General features: G+C 38.8%; 18 protein-coding genes and 15 tRNA genes. All 33 read left to right on the forward strand.

What is annotated here, in order from left to right; all coding sequences use genetic code 11:
* The first annotated feature begins 2 nt into the window (after positions 1-2).
* The 33 genes from DQN23_RS00175 (at position 3) to purK (ending at position 22,428) form a co-directional block, all read left to right on the forward strand.
* A tRNA-Lys gene (locus DQN23_RS00175) sits at positions 3-75 on the forward strand.
* A 9-nt stretch (positions 76-84) separates the two neighbouring features.
* Positions 85-166, forward strand: a tRNA-Leu gene (locus tag DQN23_RS00180).
* A 14-nt stretch (positions 167-180) separates the two neighbouring features.
* Positions 181-253: transfer RNA gene (locus DQN23_RS00185), tRNA-Thr, on the forward strand.
* Positions 254-270: 17 nt separating this feature from the next.
* Positions 271-342: transfer RNA gene (locus tag DQN23_RS00190), tRNA-Gly, on the forward strand.
* A gap of 8 nt (positions 343-350) precedes the next feature.
* Positions 351-436: transfer RNA gene (locus tag DQN23_RS00195), tRNA-Leu, on the forward strand.
* Between the two features lie 22 nt (positions 437-458).
* Positions 459-532: transfer RNA gene (locus tag DQN23_RS00200), tRNA-Arg, on the forward strand.
* Between the two features lie 6 nt (positions 533-538).
* Positions 539-612: transfer RNA gene (locus tag DQN23_RS00205), tRNA-Pro, on the forward strand.
* A gap of 5 nt (positions 613-617) precedes the next feature.
* Positions 618-691: transfer RNA gene (locus DQN23_RS00210), tRNA-Met, on the forward strand.
* A 22-nt stretch (positions 692-713) separates the two neighbouring features.
* Positions 714-787: transfer RNA gene (locus DQN23_RS00215), tRNA-Ile, on the forward strand.
* A gap of 24 nt (positions 788-811) precedes the next feature.
* Positions 812-901: transfer RNA gene (locus DQN23_RS00220), tRNA-Ser, on the forward strand.
* Between the two features lie 10 nt (positions 902-911).
* A tRNA-Met gene (locus tag DQN23_RS00225) sits at positions 912-985 on the forward strand.
* 6 nt (positions 986-991) lie between these two features.
* Positions 992-1,064 (forward strand) — tRNA-Phe (locus tag DQN23_RS00230).
* 16 nt (positions 1,065-1,080) lie between these two features.
* Positions 1,081-1,151 (forward strand) — tRNA-Gly (locus DQN23_RS00235).
* Positions 1,152-1,188: 37 nt separating this feature from the next.
* Positions 1,189-1,262, forward strand: a tRNA-Ile gene (locus tag DQN23_RS00240).
* Positions 1,263-1,272: 10 nt separating this feature from the next.
* A tRNA-Ser gene (locus tag DQN23_RS00245) sits at positions 1,273-1,360 on the forward strand.
* Positions 1,361-1,433: 73 nt separating this feature from the next.
* On the forward strand, positions 1,434-2,261 hold the full coding sequence (mreC, locus tag DQN23_RS00250) for a rod shape-determining protein MreC (protein WP_250316910.1): 828 nt from the start codon (positions 1,434-1,436) through the stop codon (positions 2,259-2,261).
* Entirely contained in the window at positions 2,254-2,769 is a 516-nt protein-coding gene (mreD, locus tag DQN23_RS00255; RefSeq protein WP_020916183.1) for a rod shape-determining protein MreD, read from the forward strand. The genes mreC and mreD overlap by 8 nt, the downstream gene beginning before the upstream one ends.
* Positions 2,770-2,870: 101 nt before the next feature.
* Positions 2,871-4,277, forward strand: coding sequence for a PcsB-like coiled-coil domain-containing protein (locus tag DQN23_RS00260; protein WP_111712542.1), 1,407 nt, complete (start codon positions 2,871-2,873; stop codon positions 4,275-4,277).
* 140 nt (positions 4,278-4,417) lie between these two features.
* On the forward strand, positions 4,418-5,389 hold the full coding sequence (locus DQN23_RS00265) for a ribose-phosphate diphosphokinase (RefSeq protein WP_043894938.1): 972 nt from the start codon (positions 4,418-4,420) through the stop codon (positions 5,387-5,389).
* A gap of 183 nt (positions 5,390-5,572) precedes the next feature.
* The gene (locus tag DQN23_RS00270; RefSeq protein WP_111712543.1) at positions 5,573-6,748 is read left to right on the forward strand and encodes a pyridoxal phosphate-dependent aminotransferase; all 1,176 of its coding nucleotides are present in this window, start codon (positions 5,573-5,575) and stop codon (positions 6,746-6,748) included.
* On the forward strand, positions 6,738-7,493 hold the full coding sequence (gene recO, locus DQN23_RS00275) for a DNA repair protein RecO (protein WP_111712544.1): 756 nt from the start codon (positions 6,738-6,740) through the stop codon (positions 7,491-7,493). The genes DQN23_RS00270 and recO overlap by 11 nt, the downstream gene beginning before the upstream one ends.
* A 135-nt stretch (positions 7,494-7,628) precedes the next feature.
* The gene (gene plsX / locus DQN23_RS00280) at positions 7,629-8,624 is read left to right on the forward strand and encodes a phosphate acyltransferase PlsX (RefSeq protein WP_061409308.1); all 996 of its coding nucleotides are present in this window, start codon (positions 7,629-7,631) and stop codon (positions 8,622-8,624) included.
* Positions 8,625-8,641: 17 nt separating this feature from the next.
* On the forward strand, positions 8,642-8,884 hold the full coding sequence (locus DQN23_RS00285) for an acyl carrier protein (RefSeq protein WP_043894942.1): 243 nt from the start codon (positions 8,642-8,644) through the stop codon (positions 8,882-8,884).
* Positions 8,885-9,008: 124 nt separating this feature from the next.
* Positions 9,009-9,719 carry a phosphoribosylaminoimidazolesuccinocarboxamide synthase gene (gene purC / locus DQN23_RS00290; protein WP_111712545.1) on the forward strand — a complete coding sequence of 237 codons (711 nt, stop codon included), beginning with the start codon at positions 9,009-9,011 and terminating at the stop codon, positions 9,717-9,719.
* 50 nt (positions 9,720-9,769) lie between these two features.
* A complete protein-coding gene (locus DQN23_RS00295) occupies positions 9,770-13,495 on the forward strand; it encodes a phosphoribosylformylglycinamidine synthase (RefSeq protein WP_111712546.1) in 3,726 nt (1,241 codons plus the stop codon).
* A gap of 109 nt (positions 13,496-13,604) precedes the next feature.
* Entirely contained in the window at positions 13,605-15,068 is a 1,464-nt protein-coding gene (gene purF, locus DQN23_RS00300; RefSeq protein WP_020916192.1) for an amidophosphoribosyltransferase, read from the forward strand.
* Positions 15,069-15,600: 532 nt separating this feature from the next.
* Complete coding sequence (gene purM / locus DQN23_RS00310) at positions 15,601-16,620, forward strand: phosphoribosylformylglycinamidine cyclo-ligase (RefSeq protein WP_111712547.1); 1,020 nt, start codon at positions 15,601-15,603, stop codon at positions 16,618-16,620.
* Entirely contained in the window at positions 16,620-17,171 is a 552-nt protein-coding gene (purN, locus tag DQN23_RS00315; protein ID WP_043894945.1) for a phosphoribosylglycinamide formyltransferase, read from the forward strand. Before purM ends, purN begins: the two co-directional genes overlap by 1 nt.
* Before the next feature lie 71 nt (positions 17,172-17,242).
* Positions 17,243-18,790, forward strand: a complete 1,548-nt coding sequence (gene purH, locus DQN23_RS00320; protein ID WP_058813546.1) for a bifunctional phosphoribosylaminoimidazolecarboxamide formyltransferase/IMP cyclohydrolase — start codon at positions 17,243-17,245, stop codon at positions 18,788-18,790.
* Positions 18,791-19,160: 370 nt separating this feature from the next.
* Positions 19,161-20,423: a phosphoribosylamine--glycine ligase gene (gene purD / locus DQN23_RS00325; RefSeq protein ID WP_111712548.1), complete on the forward strand. Its 1,263-nt coding sequence runs from the start codon at positions 19,161-19,163 to the stop codon at positions 20,421-20,423.
* Positions 20,413-20,862 carry a DUF523 domain-containing protein gene (locus tag DQN23_RS00330; protein ID WP_111712549.1) on the forward strand — a complete coding sequence of 150 codons (450 nt, stop codon included), beginning with the start codon at positions 20,413-20,415 and terminating at the stop codon, positions 20,860-20,862. Before purD ends, DQN23_RS00330 begins: the two co-directional genes overlap by 11 nt.
* Entirely contained in the window at positions 20,862-21,350 is a 489-nt protein-coding gene (gene purE / locus DQN23_RS00335; RefSeq protein ID WP_058813548.1) for a 5-(carboxyamino)imidazole ribonucleotide mutase, read from the forward strand. The genes DQN23_RS00330 and purE overlap by 1 nt, the downstream gene beginning before the upstream one ends.
* Positions 21,337-22,428, forward strand: a complete 1,092-nt coding sequence (purK, locus tag DQN23_RS00340; protein WP_111698145.1) for a 5-(carboxyamino)imidazole ribonucleotide synthase — start codon at positions 21,337-21,339, stop codon at positions 22,426-22,428. The genes purE and purK overlap by 14 nt, the downstream gene beginning before the upstream one ends.
* The last annotated feature ends 2 nt before the right edge of the window (positions 22,429-22,430 follow it).

Below are 22,430 nucleotides of genomic sequence, written 5' to 3' on the forward strand. Positions count from 1 at the left end.
TTGACTCGTTAGCTCAGTTGGTAGAGCATCTGACTTTTAATCAGAGGGTCACTGGTTCGAGCCCAGTACGGGTCATATTAATATGCGGGTTTGGCGGAATTGGCAGACGCACCAGATTTAGGATCTGGCGCTTAACGGCGTGGGGGTTCAAGTCCCTTAACCCGCATTAAATAAGAAGTTGCCGGCTTAGCTCAGTTGGTAGAGCATCTGATTTGTAATCAGAGGGTCGCGTGTTCAAGTCATGTAGCCGGCATATAGGATACTCTTTATGCGAACGTAGTTCAGTGGTAGAACATCACCTTGCCAAGGTGGGGGTCGCGGGTTCGAACCCCGTCGTTCGCTTGTTAGAGGCCGGGGTGGCGGAACTGGCAGACGCACAGGACTTAAAATCCTGCGAAGGGTAACCTTCGTACCGGTTCGATTCCGGTCCTCGGCAGTATACAATTTAATATTACGATGCACCCTTGGCTCAACTGGATAGAGTACCTGACTACGAATCAGGCGGTTGCAGGTTCGAATCCTGCAGGGTGCATAATTTCGGGAAGTAGCTCAGCTTGGTAGAGCACTTGGTTTGGGACCAAGGGGTCGCAGGTTCGAATCCTGTCTTCCCGATTGATGGCGGTGTAGCTCAGCTGGCTAGAGCGTCCGGTTCATACCCGGGAGGTCGGGGGTTCGATCCCCTTCGCCGCTATAGATGATATATGGATGACTTTGGACCTTTAGCTCAACTGGTTAGAGCACTCGGCTCATAACCGAGCGGTCGTAGGTTCGAGTCCTACAAGGTCCATATTGATTTGAAACTTTTTATTATGGAGGATTACCCAAGTCCGGCTGAAGGGAACGGTCTTGAAAACCGTCAGGCGTGTAGAAGCGTGCGTGGGTTCGAATCCCACATCCTCCTTTAATATTAGCGCGGGATGGAGCAGCTCGGTAGCTCGTCGGGCTCATAACCCGAAGGTCGTAGGTTCAAATCCTGCTCCCGCAATATTTTGGCTCGGTAGCTCAGTTGGTAGAGCAATGGATTGAAGCTCCATGTGTCGGCGGTTCGATTCCGTCTCGCGCCATTAAAATTTAATAAATGCGGGTGTAGTTTAGTGGTAAAACTACAGCCTTCCAAGCTGTTGTCGCGAGTTCGATTCTCGTCACCCGCTTTTTATTTTTATTTATATTGGTTATTCCAAGTTTCATGGGCGCATAGCTCAGCTGGTTAGAGCGCACGCCTGATAAGCGTGAGGTCGGTGGTTCGAGTCCACTTGTGCCCATACATGGAATGGAGAATTACTCAAGAGGCTGAAGAGGACGGTTTGCTAAATCGTTAGGTCGGGTAACTGGCGCAAGGGTTCGAATCCCTTATTCTCCGTACTATTTTACAAACGAGATTATCTTTTGATATCTCGTTTATTTTTATATTCTAAGTTAGTTGGTGCACGATCTTGAAAAAATTAAGAATCTCTCGTCTCGTTTTCTTCGCTGTGTTGATTTTATTGGTTCTCTGTCTTTCTTTGGCATTTCTTTTTAAGAATGAGGGAATTGTTTCTAGTGTAACTTCTCCAATTCGGAGTGTTGTTGCAAGAGTGGATTCTATTGTTTCCGCTCCCTTTAGAGCTTTAGATTCTCTTAATGAGGATGTTCACGATCTTTTTGATACTTATTCTGAAAATAAAAAATTGAAGAAAAAAGTAGCAGAGCTTGAAAATCAAAGTGAAGTGATTGATTCTTTAAAATTTGAAAATGATCAATTAAATAGTGCTATTAATGCATCATCACCTATTGCTACTCAGTTTTCTGCTATAGGAAAGGTAATTGTTAGAAGTCCAGTTTCTTGGTATGATTCTTTGACTGTTAAGCTAGGAAAGAATAATAATGTTGCTAAAAATATGCTTGCTTTGTCAAATGGTGGACTCATTGGTGTTGTCACTGATGTTTCTTCAACCACTTCAAGTATTGCACTTTTAGCAAATGGTTCTGATTTTAGTATACCTGTTAAAATTTCAACTGCATCAGGTGATGTTTTTGGAATTTTAGAATCTTATGATTCAGATAAGAAATGTTTTGTTGTTTCAAATCTTAATTCTTCTATTGACATTGATAAGAATGATAGTGTCGTGACAAGTGGACTTGATGGTGATACTGTTGCAAATATAGCTGTTGGTTCTGTTTCAAGTGTGAAGAATAGTTCAGATAATTTGGAACGTGTTGTATATGTAACACCTGCAGCAGATTTTTCTGATATCTCATATGTAACAATAATTGGTGATTAAAGTGGCTTTTTTTAAGAATAAATACTTTTTACTTTTTCTGCTTTTTCTCTTGATGTTAATTGATGGTCAGCTTTCTTATTTAATGAGTTCTATCTTCTCATATCATGTGACAATTAGTAGTCATCTACTTTTGCTGGCAATTATTAATTTTTATCATGATAGAAATAAACACTTTGTATTATTTAGTGCATTAATATTAGGTATTCTTTATGATATTTATTATTTGAATCGAATTGGTTTGGTTGTTTTCTTACTACCAGTTTTAATAATCTTTACTAATAAGATTACTAAGAGTATTTTTGCAAGTAATTTTCAAACATTAACCTACTATATTATTATTTTGTTTTTGTTTGAAATTGTTGGAGAATCCGCAGCTGTTTTATTAGGAATGACAACGTTATCAATAGCTAATTTTATAGCATATAGTTTCGCACCTACACTTATTTTTAACGTTTTGTTGTATTTGATATTCCAGAAATTGTTTAAAAAAGTATATTTCAACGCTTAGATTACCATAACAAAACATAAATGTAACAATCACGTAATATTAATTGCGTGATTTTTTGGTAAAATAATAGTGTCTTATCAAAAAGGAGTAGTTTAATTAATATGAAAAAAAGAATTTTATCAGCTGTTCTTGTCAGTGGTGTAACACTGGGGACAGCGGCCGTAACTGTAAATGCGGACGATTATGATACACAAATTGCTGCGCAGGATGCTGTTATCAGCAACCTAACTTCTGAACAAGCTGCAGCTCAAAGTAAGATTGATACTATTCAAAGTCAAGTGTCTTCTCTTCAATCACAACAAGCTGATTTGGAAGCACAAAATGCTCAACTTGAAGCTGAATCTCAAAAATTGAGTGAAGAAATTCAAGCTCTTTCGAGCAAAATTGTTGCTCGTAACGAAACTTTGAAAAACCAAGCTCGTAACGCACAAAAAAATGCTTCAGCTACAAGCTACATTAACACAATCTTGAACTCTAAATCAGTTTCTGATGCTATTAACCGTGTTCAAGCAATTCGTGAAGTAGTTGCTGCAAACAAGAAAATGCTTGATGAACAAGAAGCAGATAAAGCTGCAATTGAACAAAAACAAGCTGAAAACCAAGAAGCTATCAATACTGTAGCTGCTAACAAAGCAACTATCGAACAAAACCAAGCTGCTTTGGCAACACAACAAGCTGAATTGCAAGCTGCCCAATTGGATCTTTCTGCTCAATTGGCAACTGCTGAAGATGAACGTGCTAACCTTGTAGCTCAAAAAGAAGCTGCTGAACAAGCTGCTGCTGAAGCTGCTGCAGCACAGGCTGCTGCTGAAGCACAAGCACAAGCAGAAGCACAAGCACAAGCAGAATCTGTAGCACAAGCACAAGCTGCTGTTCAAAATGGTACAGCAACAACTGATACAACTACAGATACTTCAGATCAGGATTCATCTGCTGCAGCACCAGCGCAACAAGCTTCAACTCCGGCTCAAGCTGCACCAGCACAACAAGCTTCAACTCCAGCTCAAAGTGCACCAGCACAACAAGTTTCAACTCCAGCTCAAAGTGCACCAGCACAACAAGCTTCAACTCCAGCTCAAAGTGCACCAGCACAAACTGCTTCTAAACCAGCTGCTTCAACTTCATCATCAGCTAAACCATCTTCAGTAACACCAACTACTAACACAGCAGGTAACACTTACCCAGTAGGTCAATGTACTTGGGGTGTTAAATCACTTGCTTCATGGGTTGGTAACTATTGGGGTAATGCTAACCAATGGATTGCTAGCGCACAAGCTGCCGGTCACTCTGTAGGTACTACACCACAAGCTGGTGCAGTAGCTGTATGGCCGTACGATGGTGGTGGTTATGGACACGTTGCATACGTAACAGCTGTTCAAAGCTCAACTAACATCCAAGTTATGGAAGCTAACTATGCTGGTAACTCATCAATCGGTAACTACCGTGGATGGTTCAACCCTACTTCATCAACTTGGGGTGGCGGAACTGTCTACTACATCTACCAATAATAAATCTGTGAGAAGGCTTAAGTCCTTCTTTTTTTGTATCTCTCTATTTTGCCTGTATTTAGCGGATTTAACGCATTTGTCATTGAAAAAATGCTAAAAAAACGTTAAAATGGTAGTGGATAAAAACTTTGGAGGAAATCATGTCTTATTCTGATTTAAAATTGTTTGCCTTATCGTCAAACAAAGAATTAGCAGAAAAAGTAGCTTCAGCTATGGGAATTCAACTCGGAAAATCAACTGTTCGTCAATTTTCTGATGGTGAAATCCAAGTAAACATTGAAGAATCAATTCGCGGCGACCATGTCTTTATTTTGCAGTCAACTAGCTCACCAGTTAACGATAACTTGATGGAAATCTTGATTATGGTTGATGCTCTTAAACGTGCTAGTGCTGAAAAAATTAGTGTGGTTATTCCTTACTATGGTTATGCTCGTCAAGACCGTAAGGCTCGTTCACGTGAACCGATTACTTCTAAATTAGTCGCAAATATGCTTGAAGTAGCAGGAGTTGATCGTCTTTTGACTGTTGACTTGCATGCTGCACAAATTCAAGGCTTCTTTGATATTCCAGTTGATCACTTGATGGGTGCACCATTGATCGCTGATTACTTTGACCGTCACGGATTGGTTGGAGACGATGTTGTTATCGTTAGTCCTGACCACGGTGGTGTGACTCGTGCACGTAAATTGGCACAATTCCTCCAAACACCGATTGCTATCATTGATAAACGTCGTAGTGTTACAAAAATGAATACCAGTGAAGTTATGAACATCATTGGTAATGTTAAAGGTAAAAAATGTATCTTGATTGATGATATGATCGATACAGCAGGTACTATTTGTCACGCAGCAGACGCTCTTGCTGAAGCTGGAGCAACTGCGGTTTATGCGTCATGTACTCACCCAGTTCTTTCTGGCCCTGCTCTTGAAAATATCGAGAAATCAGCAATCCAAAAATTGGTTGTTTTGGATACTATCTATCTTCCAGAAGAACGTTTGATTGACAAGATTGAACAAATTTCAATCGCTGAATTAATTGCTGAAGCAATTACTCGTATTCACGAAAAACGTCCTTTGTCACCATTGTTTGAAATGGGAACAGCTAATAAATAAGATTTGGCTTTAAGTCAGAAGAAATCGTTGGTATTATTCCAGCGATTTTTTAGTTTTAGATATTAACATGTGGATAAGTTTTGACTGCGATTAGTTGATTGTTGTTGTGGATAACTTGAAAAAGGGTGTATAATTATCAAATTTTATGTATAATAGATGTAATTAGATTTTTGAGGTGAAACTATGAGTTTAACAGATCGTTTTAATAAAAATTTAAATAAGATTGAAGTGTCGTTGATTCGTCAATTTGATCAGTCTATCTCTGATGTGCCAGGTATTATGAAATTGACTCTTGGAGAGCCTGATTTTACGACACCTGATCATGTTAAAGAGGCATCAAAAGCTGCGATTGATGCCAATCAGTCTCACTATACTGGTATGGCAGGTTTACCTGCTCTTCGTCAAGCGGCTGCAGATTTTTTGAAGTCTAAGTATCATTTGTCTTATAATCCTGACAATGAAATTTTGGTTACAATTGGAGCAACGGAAGCTTTGTCAGCAACCTTAACGGCTATTTTGGAACCTGGAGATACAGTTCTTTTGCCAGCACCAGCTTATCCTGGTTATGAACCTATTGTTAATCTTGTAGGGGCTGAAATTGTTGAAATTGATACAACAGCTAATGATTTTGTTTTAACACCAGAAATGCTTGAAAAAGCTATTTTGGAACAAGGCGATAAACTAAAAGCCGTTTTGCTTAATTACCCAACTAATCCAACTGGGGTAACTTACTCACGCGAACAAATCAAAGCTTTGGCAGATGTACTTAAGAAATATGATGTTTTTGTGGTTTCAGATGAAGTTTATTCTGAGTTGACTTATAGTGATGAACCTCATGTATCAATTGCAGAATATCTTCCAGAACAAACGATTTTAATTAATGGTCTTTCTAAATCTCACGCTATGACTGGTTGGCGAATAGGTATGATTTTTGCACCAGCTAATTTTACAGCACAGTTGATTAAGAGTCACCAATACTTGGTTACAGCTGCTGCAACAATGGCGCAGTTTGCTGCGATTGAAGCTTTGTCAGCTGGTAAAGATGATGCTCTTCCAATGAAAGCAGAGTATATGAAACGTCGTGATTACATCATTGATAAGATGTCAGCACTTGGCTTTAAGATTATCAAACCAGATGGTGCCTTTTACATTTTTGCTAAGATTCCAGCTAGTTATGAACAAGATTCATTTAAATTTTGTCAAGATTTTGCGCGTGAAAAAGCTGTTGCTTTCATTCCAGGTGTGGCATTTGGTAAATATGGTGAAGGTTATCTTCGTTTGTCATATGCGGCAAGTATGGAAACAATCACAACAGCCATGGATCGTTTGAAAGAATTTATGGAAGAACATGCAAAATAAGGAAACTTACGGTCTTGTCCTCTATAATCGTAATTATCGTGAGGATGATAAGTTAGTTAAAATTTTTACCGAGACGAATGGGAAGCACATGTTTTTTGTGAAACACGCTAGTAAATCTCGTTTTAACTTAGCTATTCAACCATTGACGGTGGCTAAGTTTATTTTAAAAATCAATGATACTGGTTTATCTTTTATTGAGGATTACAAGGAAGTTGATTCTTTCAAGAAGATTAATGCGGATTTATTTAAGCTATCTTATGCGTCTTATGTGACGTCTCTAGCTGATGCTGCTGTACCAGATGGTGTTGCAGATCCGCAGTTATTTGCCTTTTTAAAGAAGACTCTTTTGTTGATAGAAGAGGGGCTTGATTACGAGATTTTGACTAATATTTTTGAAATTCAGATTTTAGAACGTTTTGGTGTTAGTCTTAATTTTCATGAGTGTGCTTTTTGTCACCGTGTGGGGCTTCCTTTTGATTTTTCTCACAAGTATTCTGGCTTGCTTTGTCCTGAACATTATGTGAAAGATGAGCATCGTAGTCATCTGGATCCGAATGTTCTTTATCTGGTGGATCGTTTTCAGGCGATTCAATTTGACGATTTGAAGACAATTTCTGTTAAGCCAGAGATGAAACGAAAATTACGTTTGTTTATTGATGATATTTATGACAATTATGTTGGTCTTCGATTGAAGAGTAAGAAATTCATCGATGATTTAGGGATTTGGGGAAATATTATGAAGTAAAGTCATTTGATAAGCACACTTGTTGAGTGTTTATCAGATGGCTTTTTTTCTGAAAGTAGGCGAGGATTTTCAAAAAATGAAAAAAATCGCGAATCATGCTATAATAAGGCGATAATGTTTTGTGAGGAAATTCATATGAAGAAAATTGCTATTGATGCTATGGGCGGAGATAATGCTCCTAAAGCTATTGTTGAGGGAGTTAATCGTGCCTTGGCTGAATTCTCAGATATTGAGATTCAACTTTATGGAGATGAAGCAAAAATTAAGGAATATTTGACAGCAACAGAGCGTGTGTCAGTTGTTCATACAGATGAAAAAATTAATTCGGACGATGAGCCAGCAAAAGCGATTCGTCGTAAAAAGAAAGCTAGTATGGTACTTGGTGCTCAAGCCGTTAAGGAAGGAACAGCAGATGCTGTGATTTCTGCGGGTAATACAGGTGCTCTTTTGGCAGCAGGACTTTTTGTTGTTGGACGTATTAAAGGAATTGATCGTCCAGGTTTGATGTCTACTTTACCAACTCTTGATGGTAAAGGTTATGATATGTTAGACCTTGGTGCGAATGCTGAAAATACCCCTAAACACTTGCACCAATATGCTATTTTAGGGTCATTTTATGCTAAAAATGTTCGTGGTATTGATAAACCTCGAGTTGGTCTATTAAATAATGGGACAGAAGCTACTAAAGGTGATCCACTTCATAAAGAAACTTACGCTCTTTTGGCAGAAGATGATAGTCTAAACTTTGTTGGAAATGTTGAAGCGCGTGACTTAATGAATGGTGTTGCTGATGTTGTGGTATCAGATGGTTTCACAGGAAACGCTGTTCTTAAAACGATGGAAGGAACTGCTCTTAATATTATGGGAAGCTTGAAATCTTCTATTAAATCAGGTGGATGGAACGCTAAATTAGGAGCCCTTCTATTAAAAGATAGTTTGTATAGTCTAAAAGATACTATGGATTATTCAAGTGCAGGTGGTGCGGTTCTTTTTGGTCTTAAAGCACCTGTTGTGAAATGCCATGGTTCAAGTGATGCGCAAGCTGTTTACTATACTATTAGACAAGCTCGTAAGATGTTAGATACAAATGTTGTTGGTCAATTGGTTGAAGCATTCACACCAAAAGACTAATGAAAAGGGAGGATGAAATGACAAAAGAGGCTATTTTTAAAAGGATTAGTTTCATCATTAAGGAGCAAATGAATAAACCAGATATGAAGATTACACAAACTACAAGTCTTCATGATGATTTGGGAGTTGATTCAATTGCTTTGATGGAATTCATCATTAATTTAGAAGACGAGTTTCATTTGGAAATCCCTGATGAAGATGTTGAAGACATGAAATGTATGGGAGAAATGATGGAATATCTCTATAACAGAGTAAATTAAGCAAAAACGTTCGCTAAAAGCGGACGTTTTTATTTTTATTTTATTAAAAAGTCTGTTAAATATTGAAATTGGTTAGAGCATGTGTTAAAATTTAGTAGAATAAAAGCGAAAGGCGAACAAAAACATGTCACGACAACTGATTTATACGGGAAAAGCTAAAGACATTTACACAACTTCAGAAGATGAGAACTTGATTATTTCAGTCTACAAAGACCAAGCAACAATGCTTAATGGTGCTCGTAAAGAGACTATTAAAGGTAAAGGCGTTCTTAATAATCAAATCTCATCTTTAATTTTTACTAAATTGAATGAAGCAGATATAGCAACCCACTTTGTTAAACAATTGTCAGAAACCGAACAATTGAATAAAAAAGTTGATATTGTTCCTCTTGAAGTTGTTTTGCGTAATGTTACAGCAGGTTCATTCTCAAAACGTTTTGGTGTTGAAGAAGGTATCAAATTAGACACACCGATTGTTGAGTTTTATTACAAAAACGATGAATTGGATGACCCATTCATTAATGATGAGCACGTGAAATTCCTTGGTGTTGCAAGTGATGAAGATATTGCTTACATCAAAGCTGAAACACGTCGTATTAATGAACTTTTGAAAGATTGGTTCAAACAAATCGGACTTACTTTGATTGATTTCAAATTAGAATTTGGTAAAGATAAAGACGGTAAAATCATTCTTGCTGATGAATTTTCACCTGATAACTGCCGTCTTTGGGATGCTGAAGGTCACCACATGGACAAAGATGTCTTCCGTCGTGATCTTGGTAGCTTAACAGATGTTTATGAAGTTGTTCTTGAAAAACTAAAAGGACTTAAATAACCTACAACATTTGCTAGTAGGTAAAAGAAGAATTCTAAAAAGGGTAAAAAATGGATAAACGAATTTTCGTTGAGAAAAAATCAAATTTCAATATTAAAGCTCAAGCGCTTGTTAAAGAACTTAAACATAATCTTCAATTAACAAGTTTGACTGATCTACGTATCATTCAAGTTTATGATGTTTTTGGGCTAGACAAAACACTTTTTGAACGTGTGGAAAAACATATCTTTTCTGAACAAGTAACAGATAATATTTTGGCTGAAGGTGAATTGGTTGCTGAACTTGCTAATTATGCTTTCTTTGCGATTGAGTCACTTCCTGGTCAATTTGACCAACGCGCAGCCTCATCACAAGAAGCTTTGCTTTTGCTTGGTAGCAACAATGACGTGACTGTTAATACTGCTCAACTTTATCTCATTAATAAAGATATCGCTGCAGCTGAACTTGATGCGGTTAAGAATTATTTGCTTAATCCTGTTGATTCTCGTTTTAAAGATATTACAACAGGAATTGCCCCACAAGCATTTTCAGAATCTGACAAAACGATTCCAAATCTTGATTTTTTTAAAACTTATACAGCAGCTGAATTTGCTGAATACAAAGCTGAACAAGGTTTGGCGATGGAAGTTGATGACCTTCTTTTCATTCAAGATTATTTCAAAACAATTGGTCGCGTGCCAACTGAAACTGAATTGAAAGTTTTGGATACTTACTGGTCAGACCACTGCCGTCACACAACCTTTGAAACTGAGCTTAAACATATTGATTTCTCAGCGTCTAAATTCCAAAAACAATTGCAAGTAACTTACGATAAATACATTGCTATGCGTGATGAACTAGGTCGCTCTGAAAAACCACAAACATTGATGGATATGGCGACTATCTTTGGTCGTTATGAACGTGCCAATGGTCGTTTGGATGACATGGAAGTTTCAGATGAAATCAATGCATGTTCTGTTGAAATCGAAGTAGATGTGAATGGTGTTAAAGAACCTTGGCTTCTTATGTTCAAGAATGAAACACACAATCACCCAACAGAAATCGAACCATTTGGTGGTGCTGCAACATGTATTGGTGGTGCGATTCGCGACCCATTGTCAGGACGTTCTTATGTTTACCAAGCTATGCGTATCTCAGGTGCTGGTGATATCACAACACCAATTGCAGAAACTCGTCTTGGTAAATTACCACAACAAGTGATTTCTAAAACAGCAGCTCACGGTTATTCTTCATATGGTAATCAAATTGGTCTTGCAACAACTTACGTTAAAGAATACTTCCACCCAGGATTTATTGCTAAACGTATGGAACTTGGTGCTGTTGTCGGTGCAGCTCCTAAAGGTAATGTTGTTCGTGAAAAACCAGAAGCTGGTGATGTGGTTATCCTTCTTGGAGGTAAAACTGGTCGTGACGGTGTCGGTGGTGCGACTGGTTCTTCTAAAGTTCAAACAGTTGAATCTGTTGAAACAGCTGGTGCAGAAGTTCAAAAAGGTAACGCCATCGAAGAACGTAAAATCCAACGTTTTTTCCGTAACGGTAATGTGACTCGCCTCATCAAAAAATCAAATGACTTTGGTGCTGGTGGTGTCTGCGTTGCGATTGGTGAATTAGCTGATGGTCTTGAAATCGACCTTAATAAAGTACCACTTAAATACCAAGGGCTTAACGGAACTGAAATTGCTATTTCAGAATCACAAGAACGTATGGCTGTTGTGGTTCGTCCAAAAGACGTTGAAGCTTTCGTGGCTGAATGTCACAAAGAAAATATCGATGCTGTTGTTGTTGCGACAGTTACAGAAAAACCAAACCTTGTTATGACTTGGAATGGTCAAACAATCGTCAATATTGAACGTCGTTTCCTTGATACTAACGGTGTGCGTGTGGTCGTTGATGCTGATGTCGTTGACAGTCAAGTTGATATGCCAGAACAACGTACAACTTCGGCAGCAACTCTTGAAGCTGATACAACTAAGGTTCTTTCAGACCTTAACCATGCTAGCCAAAAAGGTTTACAAACAATCTTTGATAGCTCTGTTGGTCGTTCAACAGTTAACCATCCAATTGGTGGTCGTTACCAAATCACACCAACAGAAAGTTCTGTTCAAAAACTTCCAGTTCAAAATGGTGTAACAACAACTGCTTCAGTTATGGCTCAAGGATTCAATCCTTACATTGCTGAATGGTCACCATATCACGGTGCTGCTTATGCTGTGATTGAAGCGACAGCACGTTTGGTGGCAACTGGGGCTAACTGGTCTAAAGCGCGCTTCTCTTACCAAGAATATTTCCAACGTATGGATAAAAAAGCTGAACGCTTTGGTCAACCTGTCTCAGCTCTTCTTGGTTCAATCGAAGCTCAAATCCAACTTGGTTTGCCATCAATTGGTGGTAAAGATTCAATGTCTGGTACTTTTGAAGAATTGACAGTACCACCAACATTGGTTGCTTTTGGTGTAACAACAGCTGATAGCCGTAAAGTTCTTTCACCAGAATTTAAAGCAGCTGGCGAAAATGTTTACTATATTCCAGGTCAAGCTATTTCACAAGATATTGATTTTGACCTTATTAAAGCTAATTTTGCTAAATTTGAAGCCATTCAAAAGGCGCATCATATTACAGCAGCATCAGCTGTTAAATACGGTGGTGTGATGGAGAGCCTAGCACTTGCTAGCTTTGGTAACCACATCGGTGCTAAGGTTAAATTGGCAGAGCTGGCTACTAGCTTGACAGCTCAACTCGGTGGCTTCATCTTTACATCTGCTGAAGAAATTGCGGATGCAGTTAAAATCGGTGAAACAACAGCTGACTTTACACTTACTGTCAATGGTGTCAACCTTTCTGGTGAAAAACTCCTTTCAGCCTTTGAAGGAACACTTGAAAAAGTTTACCCAACTGAATTCGAACAAAGTACTAAGCTTGAAGATGTTCCAGCTGTCGCTTCAGATGCTATCATTAAAGCAAGCGAAAAAGTTGCTGAACCACTTGTTTACATCCCAGTTTTCCCTGGTACAAACTCAGAATACGATTCAGCTAAAGCCTTTGAACAAGCTGGTGCAAAAGTTAATTTGGTACCATTTGTGACACTTAATGAAGCAGCCATTGAAGCTTCAGTTGATACAATGGTTGACAACATCAGTAAAGCTAACATTATCTTCTTTGCTGGAGGGTTCTCAGCTGCTGATGAACCAGATGGTTCTGCTAAATTCATTGTGAACATCTTGCTTAACCAAAAAGTTCGCGCAGCTATTGATAGTTTCATCGAAAAAGGTGGTCTTATCATTGGTATCTGTAATGGATTCCAAGCCCTTGTTAAATCAGGTCTTCTTCCATACGGTAACTTTGAAGACGCTACTGAAACAAGTCCAACTCTTTTCTACAACGATGCTGACCAACACGTGGCGAAAATGGTTGAAACACGTATCGCAAATACAAACTCACCTTGGCTTGCTGGTGTTGAAGTTGGTGATGTTTACGCTATCCCAGTTTCACATGGTGAAGGTAAATTTGTTGTGACTGATGAAGAGTTTGCTGAACTTCGTGATAACGGACAAATCTTTAGTCAATATGTTGACTTTGATGGCAAACCAAGCATGGATTCTAAATACAATCCAAACGGTTCTGTGAATGCTATTGAAGGTATTACAAGCAAGAACGGACAAATCATCGGTAAGATGGGACACTCAGAACGTTACGAAGATGGTCTTTTCCAAAATATTCCAGGAAACAAAGACCAACACTTGTTCCGTAGCGCAGTTGAGTATTTCACTAAAGCTTAATATCTACAAAAATATATTTTATAGAATTGATAGTGACAGGGTACGTGAGTACCTTTTGTCAACTTATCAGAGGATAATTCTGACGAGTAAATTTAGGTAATAAAAAAGAATGACATACGAAGTTAAATCTCTTAATGAAGAGTGTGGTGTGTTTGGGATTTGGGGACATCCTCAAGCTGCTCACGTCACTTATTTTGGGCTCCACAGTCTTCAACACCGCGGTCAAGAAGGTGCAGGTATCGTTACTAGCGATAACGGTAAACTTCTTCAACATCGCAATACAGGTCTCCTTTCAGATGTGTTTAAAAATCCTGCTGATTTGGAAAAATTGACAGGGACTGCAGCTATTGGTCACGTTCGTTACGCGACCGCTGGCTCAGCATCTATTAACAATATCCAACCTTTCCTTTACAACTTTACAGATGAACAATTTGGTCTTTGCCACAATGGTAATCTGACAAATGCCGTATCATTGAAAAAAGAACTTGAAGATGAAGGAGCGATTTTCAATGCTTCATCAGATACTGAAATTTTGATGCATTTGATTCGTCGTAGTCACAATCCAGAGTTCCTTGGTAAAGTTAAAGAAGCCCTTAACACTGTCAAAGGTGGCTTTGCTTACTTGTTGATGACAAAAGATAAGTTAATTGCCGCACTTGATCCAAATGGTTTCCGTCCATTGTCAATTGGTCAAATGGAAAACGGCGCTTGGGTGGTTTCAAGTGAAACATGTGCTTTTGAAGTGATTGGTGCTAAATGGGTGCGTGATGTAAAACCAGGTGAAATGGTGATTATCGATGATAACGGTATTCGCTATGACTCTTACACAAATGACACTCAACTTACCATTTGTTCAATGGAATACATTTACTTTGCACGTCCTGATAGTGATATTTACGGTGTCAATGTTCATACGGCTCGTAAAAATATGGGGAAACGTTTGGCACAAGAGTTTCATCATGAAGCTGATATCGTTGTTGGGGTGCCAAATTCATCACTTTCAGCAGCCATGGGATTCGCTGAAGAATCAGGTCTTCCTAATGAAATGGGCTTGGTGAAAAACCAATACACACAACGTACTTTCATTCAACCAACACAAGAATTGCGTGAGCAAGGTGTTCGTATGAAACTTTCAGCTGTTTCAGGTGTTGTTAAAGGTAAGCGCGTGGTCATGGTAGATGATTCTATCGTACGTGGAACTACATCACGTCGTATCGTTCGTCTTCTTCGTGAAGCTGGTGCAACAGAAGTTCACGTAGCAATCGGTAGTCCAGAGTTGAAATACCCATGTTTCTACGGTATCGACATTCAAAATCGTCGTGAATTGATTTCGGCTAATCATACCAAAGATGAAGTTTGTGAAATTATCGGTGCAGATAGTCTAACTTACTTGTCAATTGATGGTTTGATTGAATCAATCGGTCTTGATACAGATGCTCCAAATGGTGGTCTTTGCGTGGCATACTTTGACGGTAAGTACCCAACACCACTCTATGATTATGAAGAAGCATATCTCAAGAGCTTGGAAGAAAAAACAAGTTTCTATATTCACGAAGTTAATGAGAATAAATAGCTTCTATTTATAGGAAGGACAATATGATGCAAGAATTTGGTTTGTCTATGCTATGGTATTGGTTGGCTTATGTTATAGTGACTATTATCTTTGTGTGGGACATACGGTCTTTAATATTGTTGTTCTAAAAATGTCATCGATGGCTGATGGACCAGGTATGGGAGAAGGTTATGAGGCTACGAAACCTTGACATCCACTTTATAATATTTTAATTTTCCTTATTGCTGCTTATATGTATCTATCTATCTATCTATTTTGCCTATAGTTACATTACATGAGGCAATTGTTACATCAATTGTCTGTGGAACGTTAACTATTATTGTTGATGTTGTTGGCTGGGTTATTATAAAACATTCGTGGTCATTAACTTTTAAGGAATTTTATATTGATTATCAACCGTGGATTACGCTGATTTATCTAGCAATTTATATTAGTCCATTTTTGGCATATTTAGCTATTAGGTAGAAAATATTAAACTTATCTGGAAAAATATTTAAATAGCTCTGCTATTTCCCAAAAGGAGAAAATTATTATGACAAAAAATGCTTACGCTCAATCTGGTGTTGATGTTGAAGCGGGTTATGAAGTTGTTGCACGTATCAAAAAACACGTGGCACGTACTGAACGTGCTGGTGTTATGGGTGCTCTTGGTGGTTTTGGTGGTATGTTTGACCTTACTAAAACTGGCGTTAAAGAACCTGTTTTGATTTCAGGAACTGATGGTGTGGGAACAAAACTCATGCTTGCCATCAAATATGACAAACACGATACCATCGGTCAAGACTGTGTGGCAATGTGTGTTAATGATATTATTGCTGCTGGTGCAGAACCACTTTACTTCTTAGACTACATCGCAACTGGTAAAAATGAGCCTGCAAAACTTGAACAAGTTGTTGCTGGTGTTGCTGAAGGTTGTGCCCAATCTGGTGCAGCTCTTATTGGTGGTGAAACTGCTGAGATGCCTGGTATGTACGTCGAAGATGATTATGATTTGGCTGGTTTTGCAGTAGGTGTTGCTGAAAAATCACAAATCATTGATGGTTCAAAAGTTTCTGATGGCGACGTTCTTCTTGGACTTGCTTCAAGCGGTATCCACTCAAATGGTTACTCACTTGTTCGTCGAGTTTTTGCTGATTATTCAGGTGAAGAGGTTCTTCCAGAACTTGAAGGCAAAAAATTGAAAGAAGTCCTTCTTGAACCAACTCGTATCTACGTTAAAGCAGTGCTTCCACTTATCAAAGAAGAATTGGTTAACGGTATTGCTCACATCACTGGTGGTGGATTCATCGAAAATGTGCCTCGTATGTTCGCGGATGACTTGGCTGCTGAAATCGAAGAAGACAAAATTCCAGTTCTTCCAATTTTCAAAGCACTTGAAAAATATGGCAACATCAAACACGAAGAAATGTTTGAAATCTTCAACATGGGTATTGGTTTGGTGATGGCAGCTAGCCCTGACAAAGTTGAACGTGTGAAAGAACTTCTTGACGAACCAGTTTATGAAATTGGTCGCATCGTTAAAAAAGCAGATGCAAGTGTGGTGATTAAATAATGAAAAAAATCGCAGTATTTGCGAGTGGTAATGGGTCAAATTTTCAAGTTATTGCTGAGCAGTTTCCGGTTGAGTTTGTCTTTTCAGACCACCGAGATGCTTATGTCTTAGAACGTGCTGAAAAACTGGGTGTGACAGCTCATGCTTTTGAACTGAAAGAGTTTGACAGTAAAGCAGCATATGAAGAAGCGATTGTGGCTTTGCTTGAAAAATATGACATTGGTTTGGTTTGCTTGGCTGGCTATATGAAAATTGTTGGACCGACTTTGTTAAAAGCTTACGAAGGTCGTATTATCAATATTCATCCAGCTTATCTTCCTGAATTTCCAGGTGCTCATGGTATTGATGATGCTTGGGAAGCACGTGTTGACCAGTCTGGTGTTACCATTCATTGGGTTGACAGTGGTGTCGATACAGGGACAGTGATTAAACAAGTTCGTGTGCCTCGTCTAGCAGGTGATACCATTGAAAGTTTTGAAGCTCGCATTCATAAAAATGAGTATAAGCTTTATCCTGAGGTTTTAGAGAGCTTGGGAGTTGAGAAAAAGTAATCTCAAAAGTTAGATTTTATGATAACTTTGAAGGCTAAACATAACAGTAACATCTTTTTAAAGGAGAAAAAATGACAAAACGTGCACTAATTAGTGTTTCTGACAAAGCGGGCATTGTTGAATTTGCTCAAAAATTGAAAAAACTTGGCTGGGATATCATCTCAACTGGTGGAACAAAAGTTGCGCTTGATAAAGCAGGTGTTGACACTATTGCGATTGATGATGTGACTGGTTTCCCAGAAATGATGGATGGACGTGTGAAGACACTTCACCCAAATATCCATGGTGGTCTTTTGGCTCGTCGTGACCTTGATAGTCACCTTCAAGCAGCAAAAGATAATTACATCGAATTGATTGACCTTGTTGTGGTTAACCTTTACCCATTCAAAGAAACAATCTTGAAACCAGATGTGACTTACGCTGATGCGGTTGAAAATATTGATATCGGTGGTCCTTCAATGCTTCGCTCTGCAGCTAAAAACCACGCTAGTGTTACAGTTGTCGTTGACCCAGCTGATTACGCTGTTGTTTTGGATGAATTGTCAGCAAATGGTGAAACAACATTTGAAACTCGTCAACGTTTGGCAGCGAAAGTCTTCCGTCACACAGCAGCATACGATGCTTTGATTGCGGAATACTTTACAAAACAAGTTGGTGAAACAAAACCTGAAAAACTTACCATCACTTACGATTTGAAACAACCAATGCGTTATGGTGAAAACCCACAACAAGACGCGGATTTCTACCAAAAAGCATTGCCAACAGATTACTCAATTGCTTCTGCTAAACAATTGAATGGTAAAGAATTGTCATTTAACAACATTCGTGATGCTGATGCAGCTATCCGTATCATTCGTGATTTCAAAGACCGTCCAACTGTTGTTGCTCTTAAACACATGAACCCATGTGGTATCGGACAAGCTGATGACATTGAAACTGCTTGGGATTATGCTTATGAATCAGACCCAGTATCAATCTTTGGTGGTATTGTTGTGTTGAACCGTGAAGTTGACGCTGCAACAGCTAAGAAAATGCACGCTGTTTTCCTTGAAATCATCATTGCTCCAAGCTATTCTGATGAAGCTCTTGAAATATTGACAACTAAGAAGAAAAACATGCGTATTCTTCAATTGCCATTTGACGTTCAAGAAGCTAGCCAAGTTGAAAAAGAATACACTGGCGTTGTTGGTGGACTTTTGGTTCAAAACCAAGATGTTATCGAAGAAAATCCAGCAGATTGGAAAGTTGTCACAAAACGTCAACCAACTGACCAAGAAAAAGCAGCTCTTGAATTTGCTTGGAAATCAATCAAATATGTTAAATCTAACGGTATCATCGTGACAAATGACCACATGACACTTGGTGTTGGCCCTGGTCAAACAAACCGTGTGGCTTCTGTTCGTATCGCACTTGACCAAGCCAAAGACCGTCTTGATGGTGCTGTCCTTGCTAGTGATGCTTTCTTCCCATTTGCGGACAACGTTGAAGAAATTGCTGCCGCAGGTGTGAAAGCTATCATCCAACCTGGTGGTTCAGTGCGTGACCAAGAATCTATCGACATGGCTGATAAATACGGTATTGCCATGGTATTTACAGGTGTTCGTCACTTCCGCCACTAAGATAAATAGGCAAACTTCTTTTAATAAATATTTCATGAAGCATCCTGGCTAAGGCCAGGATGCTTTTACTTTAAGTTTTTTGAAAGTTTTGCTTAAGTCTCACTTAAGTAAGGCTTACTATACTAATAATAACTCCTAAATAAACTTTTTTTCATATTTTCATAATCCAACCAAGTCCCAATCTATCTAGATTGGGACTTTTTTATTTTTATGCTATTTTTTCTAAACTTATCACAGGATTTTTATATGTTTCCGAACAAATATGTTATAATATATCTAGATAATTCGTTAAAATATTTTGTTTTTACGTGCTTTGTTGATTTTGGAGCCTAGGCTCCTGTGATTGTTTTCTATTGAGGTATTTTTACTTATGAAACTTTTAGTTGTTGGCTCTGGCGGGCGTGAGCACGCTATTGCTAAGAAGTTGTTGGAATCTCCTCAAGTGAGCCAGGTTTTTGTAGCACCTGGTAATGATGGAATGACACTTGATGGACTTGATTTGGTAAATATCGGAATTTACGAACATTCTAAACTGATTGATTTTGCAAAAGCAAATGACATTGCTTGGACATTTATCGGTCCTGATGATGCTTTGGCAGCAGGAATTGTTGATGATTTTAATGCAGCTGGCTTAAAAGCTTTTGGACCAAGTAAAGCTGCAGCAGAACTTGAATGGTCTAAAGACTTTGCTAAATCAATCATGGCTAAATACCATGTTCCAACGGCGGCTTACAGCACTTTCTCAGATTTTGAACAAGCAAAGAGTTATATTGAAGAACATGGTGCACCGATTGTTGTCAAAGCAGACGGCTTGGCACTTGGTAAAGGTGTGGTTGTTGCTGAAACAGTTGAGCAAGCGGTAGAAGCCGCACATGAAATGTTGCTTGATAATAAATTTGGCGATTCTGGTGCGCGCGTGGTTATCGAAGAATTTCTTGATGGTGAAGAATTCTCATTGTTTGCCTTTGTCAATGGCGATAACTTCGACATCATGCCAACTGCGCAAGACCACAAACGTGCTTTTGATGGTGATAAAGGTCCTAATACTGGAGGTATGGGAGCTTACGCACCGGTACCACATTTGTCACAAAGTGTTGTTGATACAGCCGTCGAAACAATCGTTAAACCTGTTCTTAATGGGATGATTGCTGAAGGTCGTCCATATCTTGGTGTTCTTTACGCTGGTCTTATCTTGACAGCTGATGGACCAAAAGTTATCGAGTTCAATTCACGTTTTGGTGACCCTGAAACGCAAGTTATCTTGCCACGTTTGACATCTGATTTTGCACAAAATATGACTGATATTTTGGATGAAAAAGTTCCAAAAATTACATGGACAGATAAAGGTGTGACTCTTGGTGTAGTGGTTGCCTCAGAAGGTTATCCTGTTGCCTATGAAAAAGGTGTTCATCTTCCTGCAAAAACATCAGGTAATGTGGTTACTTATTACGCAGGAGCTAAGTTCGCTGATGATAAAGCATTGCTTTCAAACGGCGGACGTGTATACATGTTAGTTACAACAGAAGCTGACGTAAAATCTGCTCAAGATGTTATTTATGCAGAGCTTGCTAAGCAATATACAACAGGTCTTTTCTATCGCAACGATATCGGAAGTAAAGCTCTTGGACGTTAAACCTAAATGTGTTTTAGTCAGCGCTTGTCTCTTGGGTGAGAAGTGTAAGTATAATGGTGGTCATAATTACAATCAAGCTCTGGTTGATTATGTTGCTGACAAAGAAGTGGTAGCCATTTGTCCAGAAGTTTTAGCTGGTCTGCCTACACCACGAGAACCTGTTGAATTAGTTGATGGACATGTTCTTGATAAGAGAGGAAATTGTTACGATGACCTGTTTGAAAAAGGCCTTGAGCGTTGTATCCATGAGCTTACTAAAAACTCTATTGATTTAGCTATTTTACAATTACGCAGCCCGTCATGTGGTGTTAATCAGATTTACGATGGAAACTTTTCTGGTGAAAAAGTAGCAGGTAGTGGTCTTTTTGCCCAAAAGTTAAAAGTACTTGGCTATCCTGTTCTTGATGTTGAAGATATAAAACAATTGGAAGGAAAATAATGAAACCATTAATTTCAGTTATCATGGGAAGCAAATCAGATTGGGCTACCATGAAAAAAACAGCAGAAGTACTTGATGAATTTGGTGTGGCTTATGAAAAGAAAGTTGTTTCAGCTCACCGTACACCAGATTTGATGTTTAAACATGCCGAAGAAGCAAGAGGTCGCGGTATCAAGGCGATTATTGCTGGTGCTGGTGGTGCTGCACATTTACCTGGTATGGTTGCAGCAAAAACAACACTTCCAGTTATTGGTGTTCCTGTGAAATCACGTGCCCTTAGCGGACTTGATTCTCTTTATTCAATCGTTCAGATGCCTGGTGGTGTCCCTGTGGCAACAATGGCAATTGGTGAATCAGGAGCTAAAAATGCTGCGCTAACAGCCCTTCGTATTTTAGCAATCGAAGATGCTGCTTTGGCAGAAAAACTAGAAAAATTTGCCATCGAACAAGGCAAAGCTGCGGAGGCATCAACTGATGAACTCGACTAAAACAATTGGTATTATCGGTGGTGGTCAACTAGGTCAAATGATGGCTATTTCAGCTATCTATATGGGACACAAGGTGGTTACACTTGATCCAACGAAAGATTGTCCTGCATCTCGTGTTAGTGATATGATTGTGGCACCATATGATGATGTTGATGCAATGCGCGAATTGGCAGAGCGCTGTGATGTGCTTACTTATGAGTTTGAAAATGTCGATGTGGATGCTTTGGATGCAGTGGTACAAGCAAATCAATTACCACAAGGAACTGATCTACTTAGAATTTCACAAAATCGTATTTTTGAGAAAAACTTTTTATCTCAAAAAGCTGGTGTTACCGTAGCGCCTTATAAAGTTGTGACATCAAGTCTTGATCTTGAAGATATTGATTTGTCTAAGAATTATGTCTTGAAAACTGCAACTGGCGGTTACGACGGTCATGGTCAAATTGTCATTAAATCAGCCGATGATTTGGAAGCTGCAAATAAATTAGCCAACTCTTGTGAATGTGTGCTAGAAGAATTTGTGAATTTTGACCTTGAAATTTCAGTGATTGTGTCAGGTAATGGCAAGGAGATGACTGTTTTCCCAGTTCAAGAAAATATTCATCGTAACAATATCTTGTCAAAAACCATCGTGCCTGCTCGCATTTCTGATGAACTTGCCAAAAAAGCACAAGCTATGGCAACGCAAATTGCTGAACAATTGGAATTGTCTGGGACACTTTGTGTTGAGATGTTCGTGACATCAGATGACATTATTGTCAATGAAATTGCACCACGTCCACACAATTCTGGACACTATTCAATCGAAGCTTGTGATTTTTCACAATTTGATACACATATTTTAGGAATTCTTGGTTTGCCACTTCCTAAGATTCATTTGCATCAACCAGCCGTTATGCTTAATGTTCTTGGACAACATATGGACAAAGCACGAGCTTATGTTAAGGAAAATCCTAGCGCTCACCTCCACCTTTATGGTAAACTAGAGGCGAAACATAACCGCAAGATGGGACACATTACCTTGTTTAGTAATGAACCAGATACCATCGCGGAAATGGGTGAAGGAATGGACTTTTAAGG

It is taken from the genome of Streptococcus lutetiensis, from assembly GCF_900475675.1.
GTDB lineage: Bacteria > Bacillota > Bacilli > Lactobacillales > Streptococcaceae > Streptococcus > Streptococcus lutetiensis.

Excerpts from the sequence above, each read along its gene's own strand:
- DQN23_RS00260 (WP_111712542.1), top strand. The coding sequence starts at position 2,871 with ATGAAAAAAAGAATTTTATCAGCTGTTCTTGTCAGTGGTGTAACACTG.
- DQN23_RS00265 (WP_043894938.1), top strand. The coding sequence starts at position 4,418 with ATGTCTTATTCTGATTTAAAATTGTTTGCCTTATCGTCAAACAAAGAA.
- DQN23_RS00270 (WP_111712543.1), top strand. The coding sequence starts at position 5,573 with ATGAGTTTAACAGATCGTTTTAATAAAAATTTAAATAAGATTGAAGTG.
- recO (WP_111712544.1), top strand. The coding sequence starts at position 6,738 with ATGCAAAATAAGGAAACTTACGGTCTTGTCCTCTATAATCGTAATTAT.
- plsX (WP_061409308.1), top strand. The coding sequence starts at position 7,629 with ATGAAGAAAATTGCTATTGATGCTATGGGCGGAGATAATGCTCCTAAA.
- DQN23_RS00285 (WP_043894942.1), top strand. The coding sequence starts at position 8,642 with ATGACAAAAGAGGCTATTTTTAAAAGGATTAGTTTCATCATTAAGGAG.
- purC (WP_111712545.1), top strand. The coding sequence starts at position 9,009 with ATGTCACGACAACTGATTTATACGGGAAAAGCTAAAGACATTTACACA.
- DQN23_RS00295 (WP_111712546.1), top strand. The coding sequence starts at position 9,770 with ATGGATAAACGAATTTTCGTTGAGAAAAAATCAAATTTCAATATTAAA.
- purF (WP_020916192.1), top strand. The coding sequence starts at position 13,605 with ATGACATACGAAGTTAAATCTCTTAATGAAGAGTGTGGTGTGTTTGGG.
- purM (WP_111712547.1), top strand. The coding sequence starts at position 15,601 with ATGACAAAAAATGCTTACGCTCAATCTGGTGTTGATGTTGAAGCGGGT.
- purN (WP_043894945.1), top strand. The coding sequence starts at position 16,620 with ATGAAAAAAATCGCAGTATTTGCGAGTGGTAATGGGTCAAATTTTCAA.
- purH (WP_058813546.1), top strand. The coding sequence starts at position 17,243 with ATGACAAAACGTGCACTAATTAGTGTTTCTGACAAAGCGGGCATTGTT.
- purD (WP_111712548.1), top strand. The coding sequence starts at position 19,161 with ATGAAACTTTTAGTTGTTGGCTCTGGCGGGCGTGAGCACGCTATTGCT.
- purE (WP_058813548.1), top strand. The coding sequence starts at position 20,862 with ATGAAACCATTAATTTCAGTTATCATGGGAAGCAAATCAGATTGGGCT.
- purK (WP_111698145.1), top strand. The coding sequence starts at position 21,337 with ATGAACTCGACTAAAACAATTGGTATTATCGGTGGTGGTCAACTAGGT.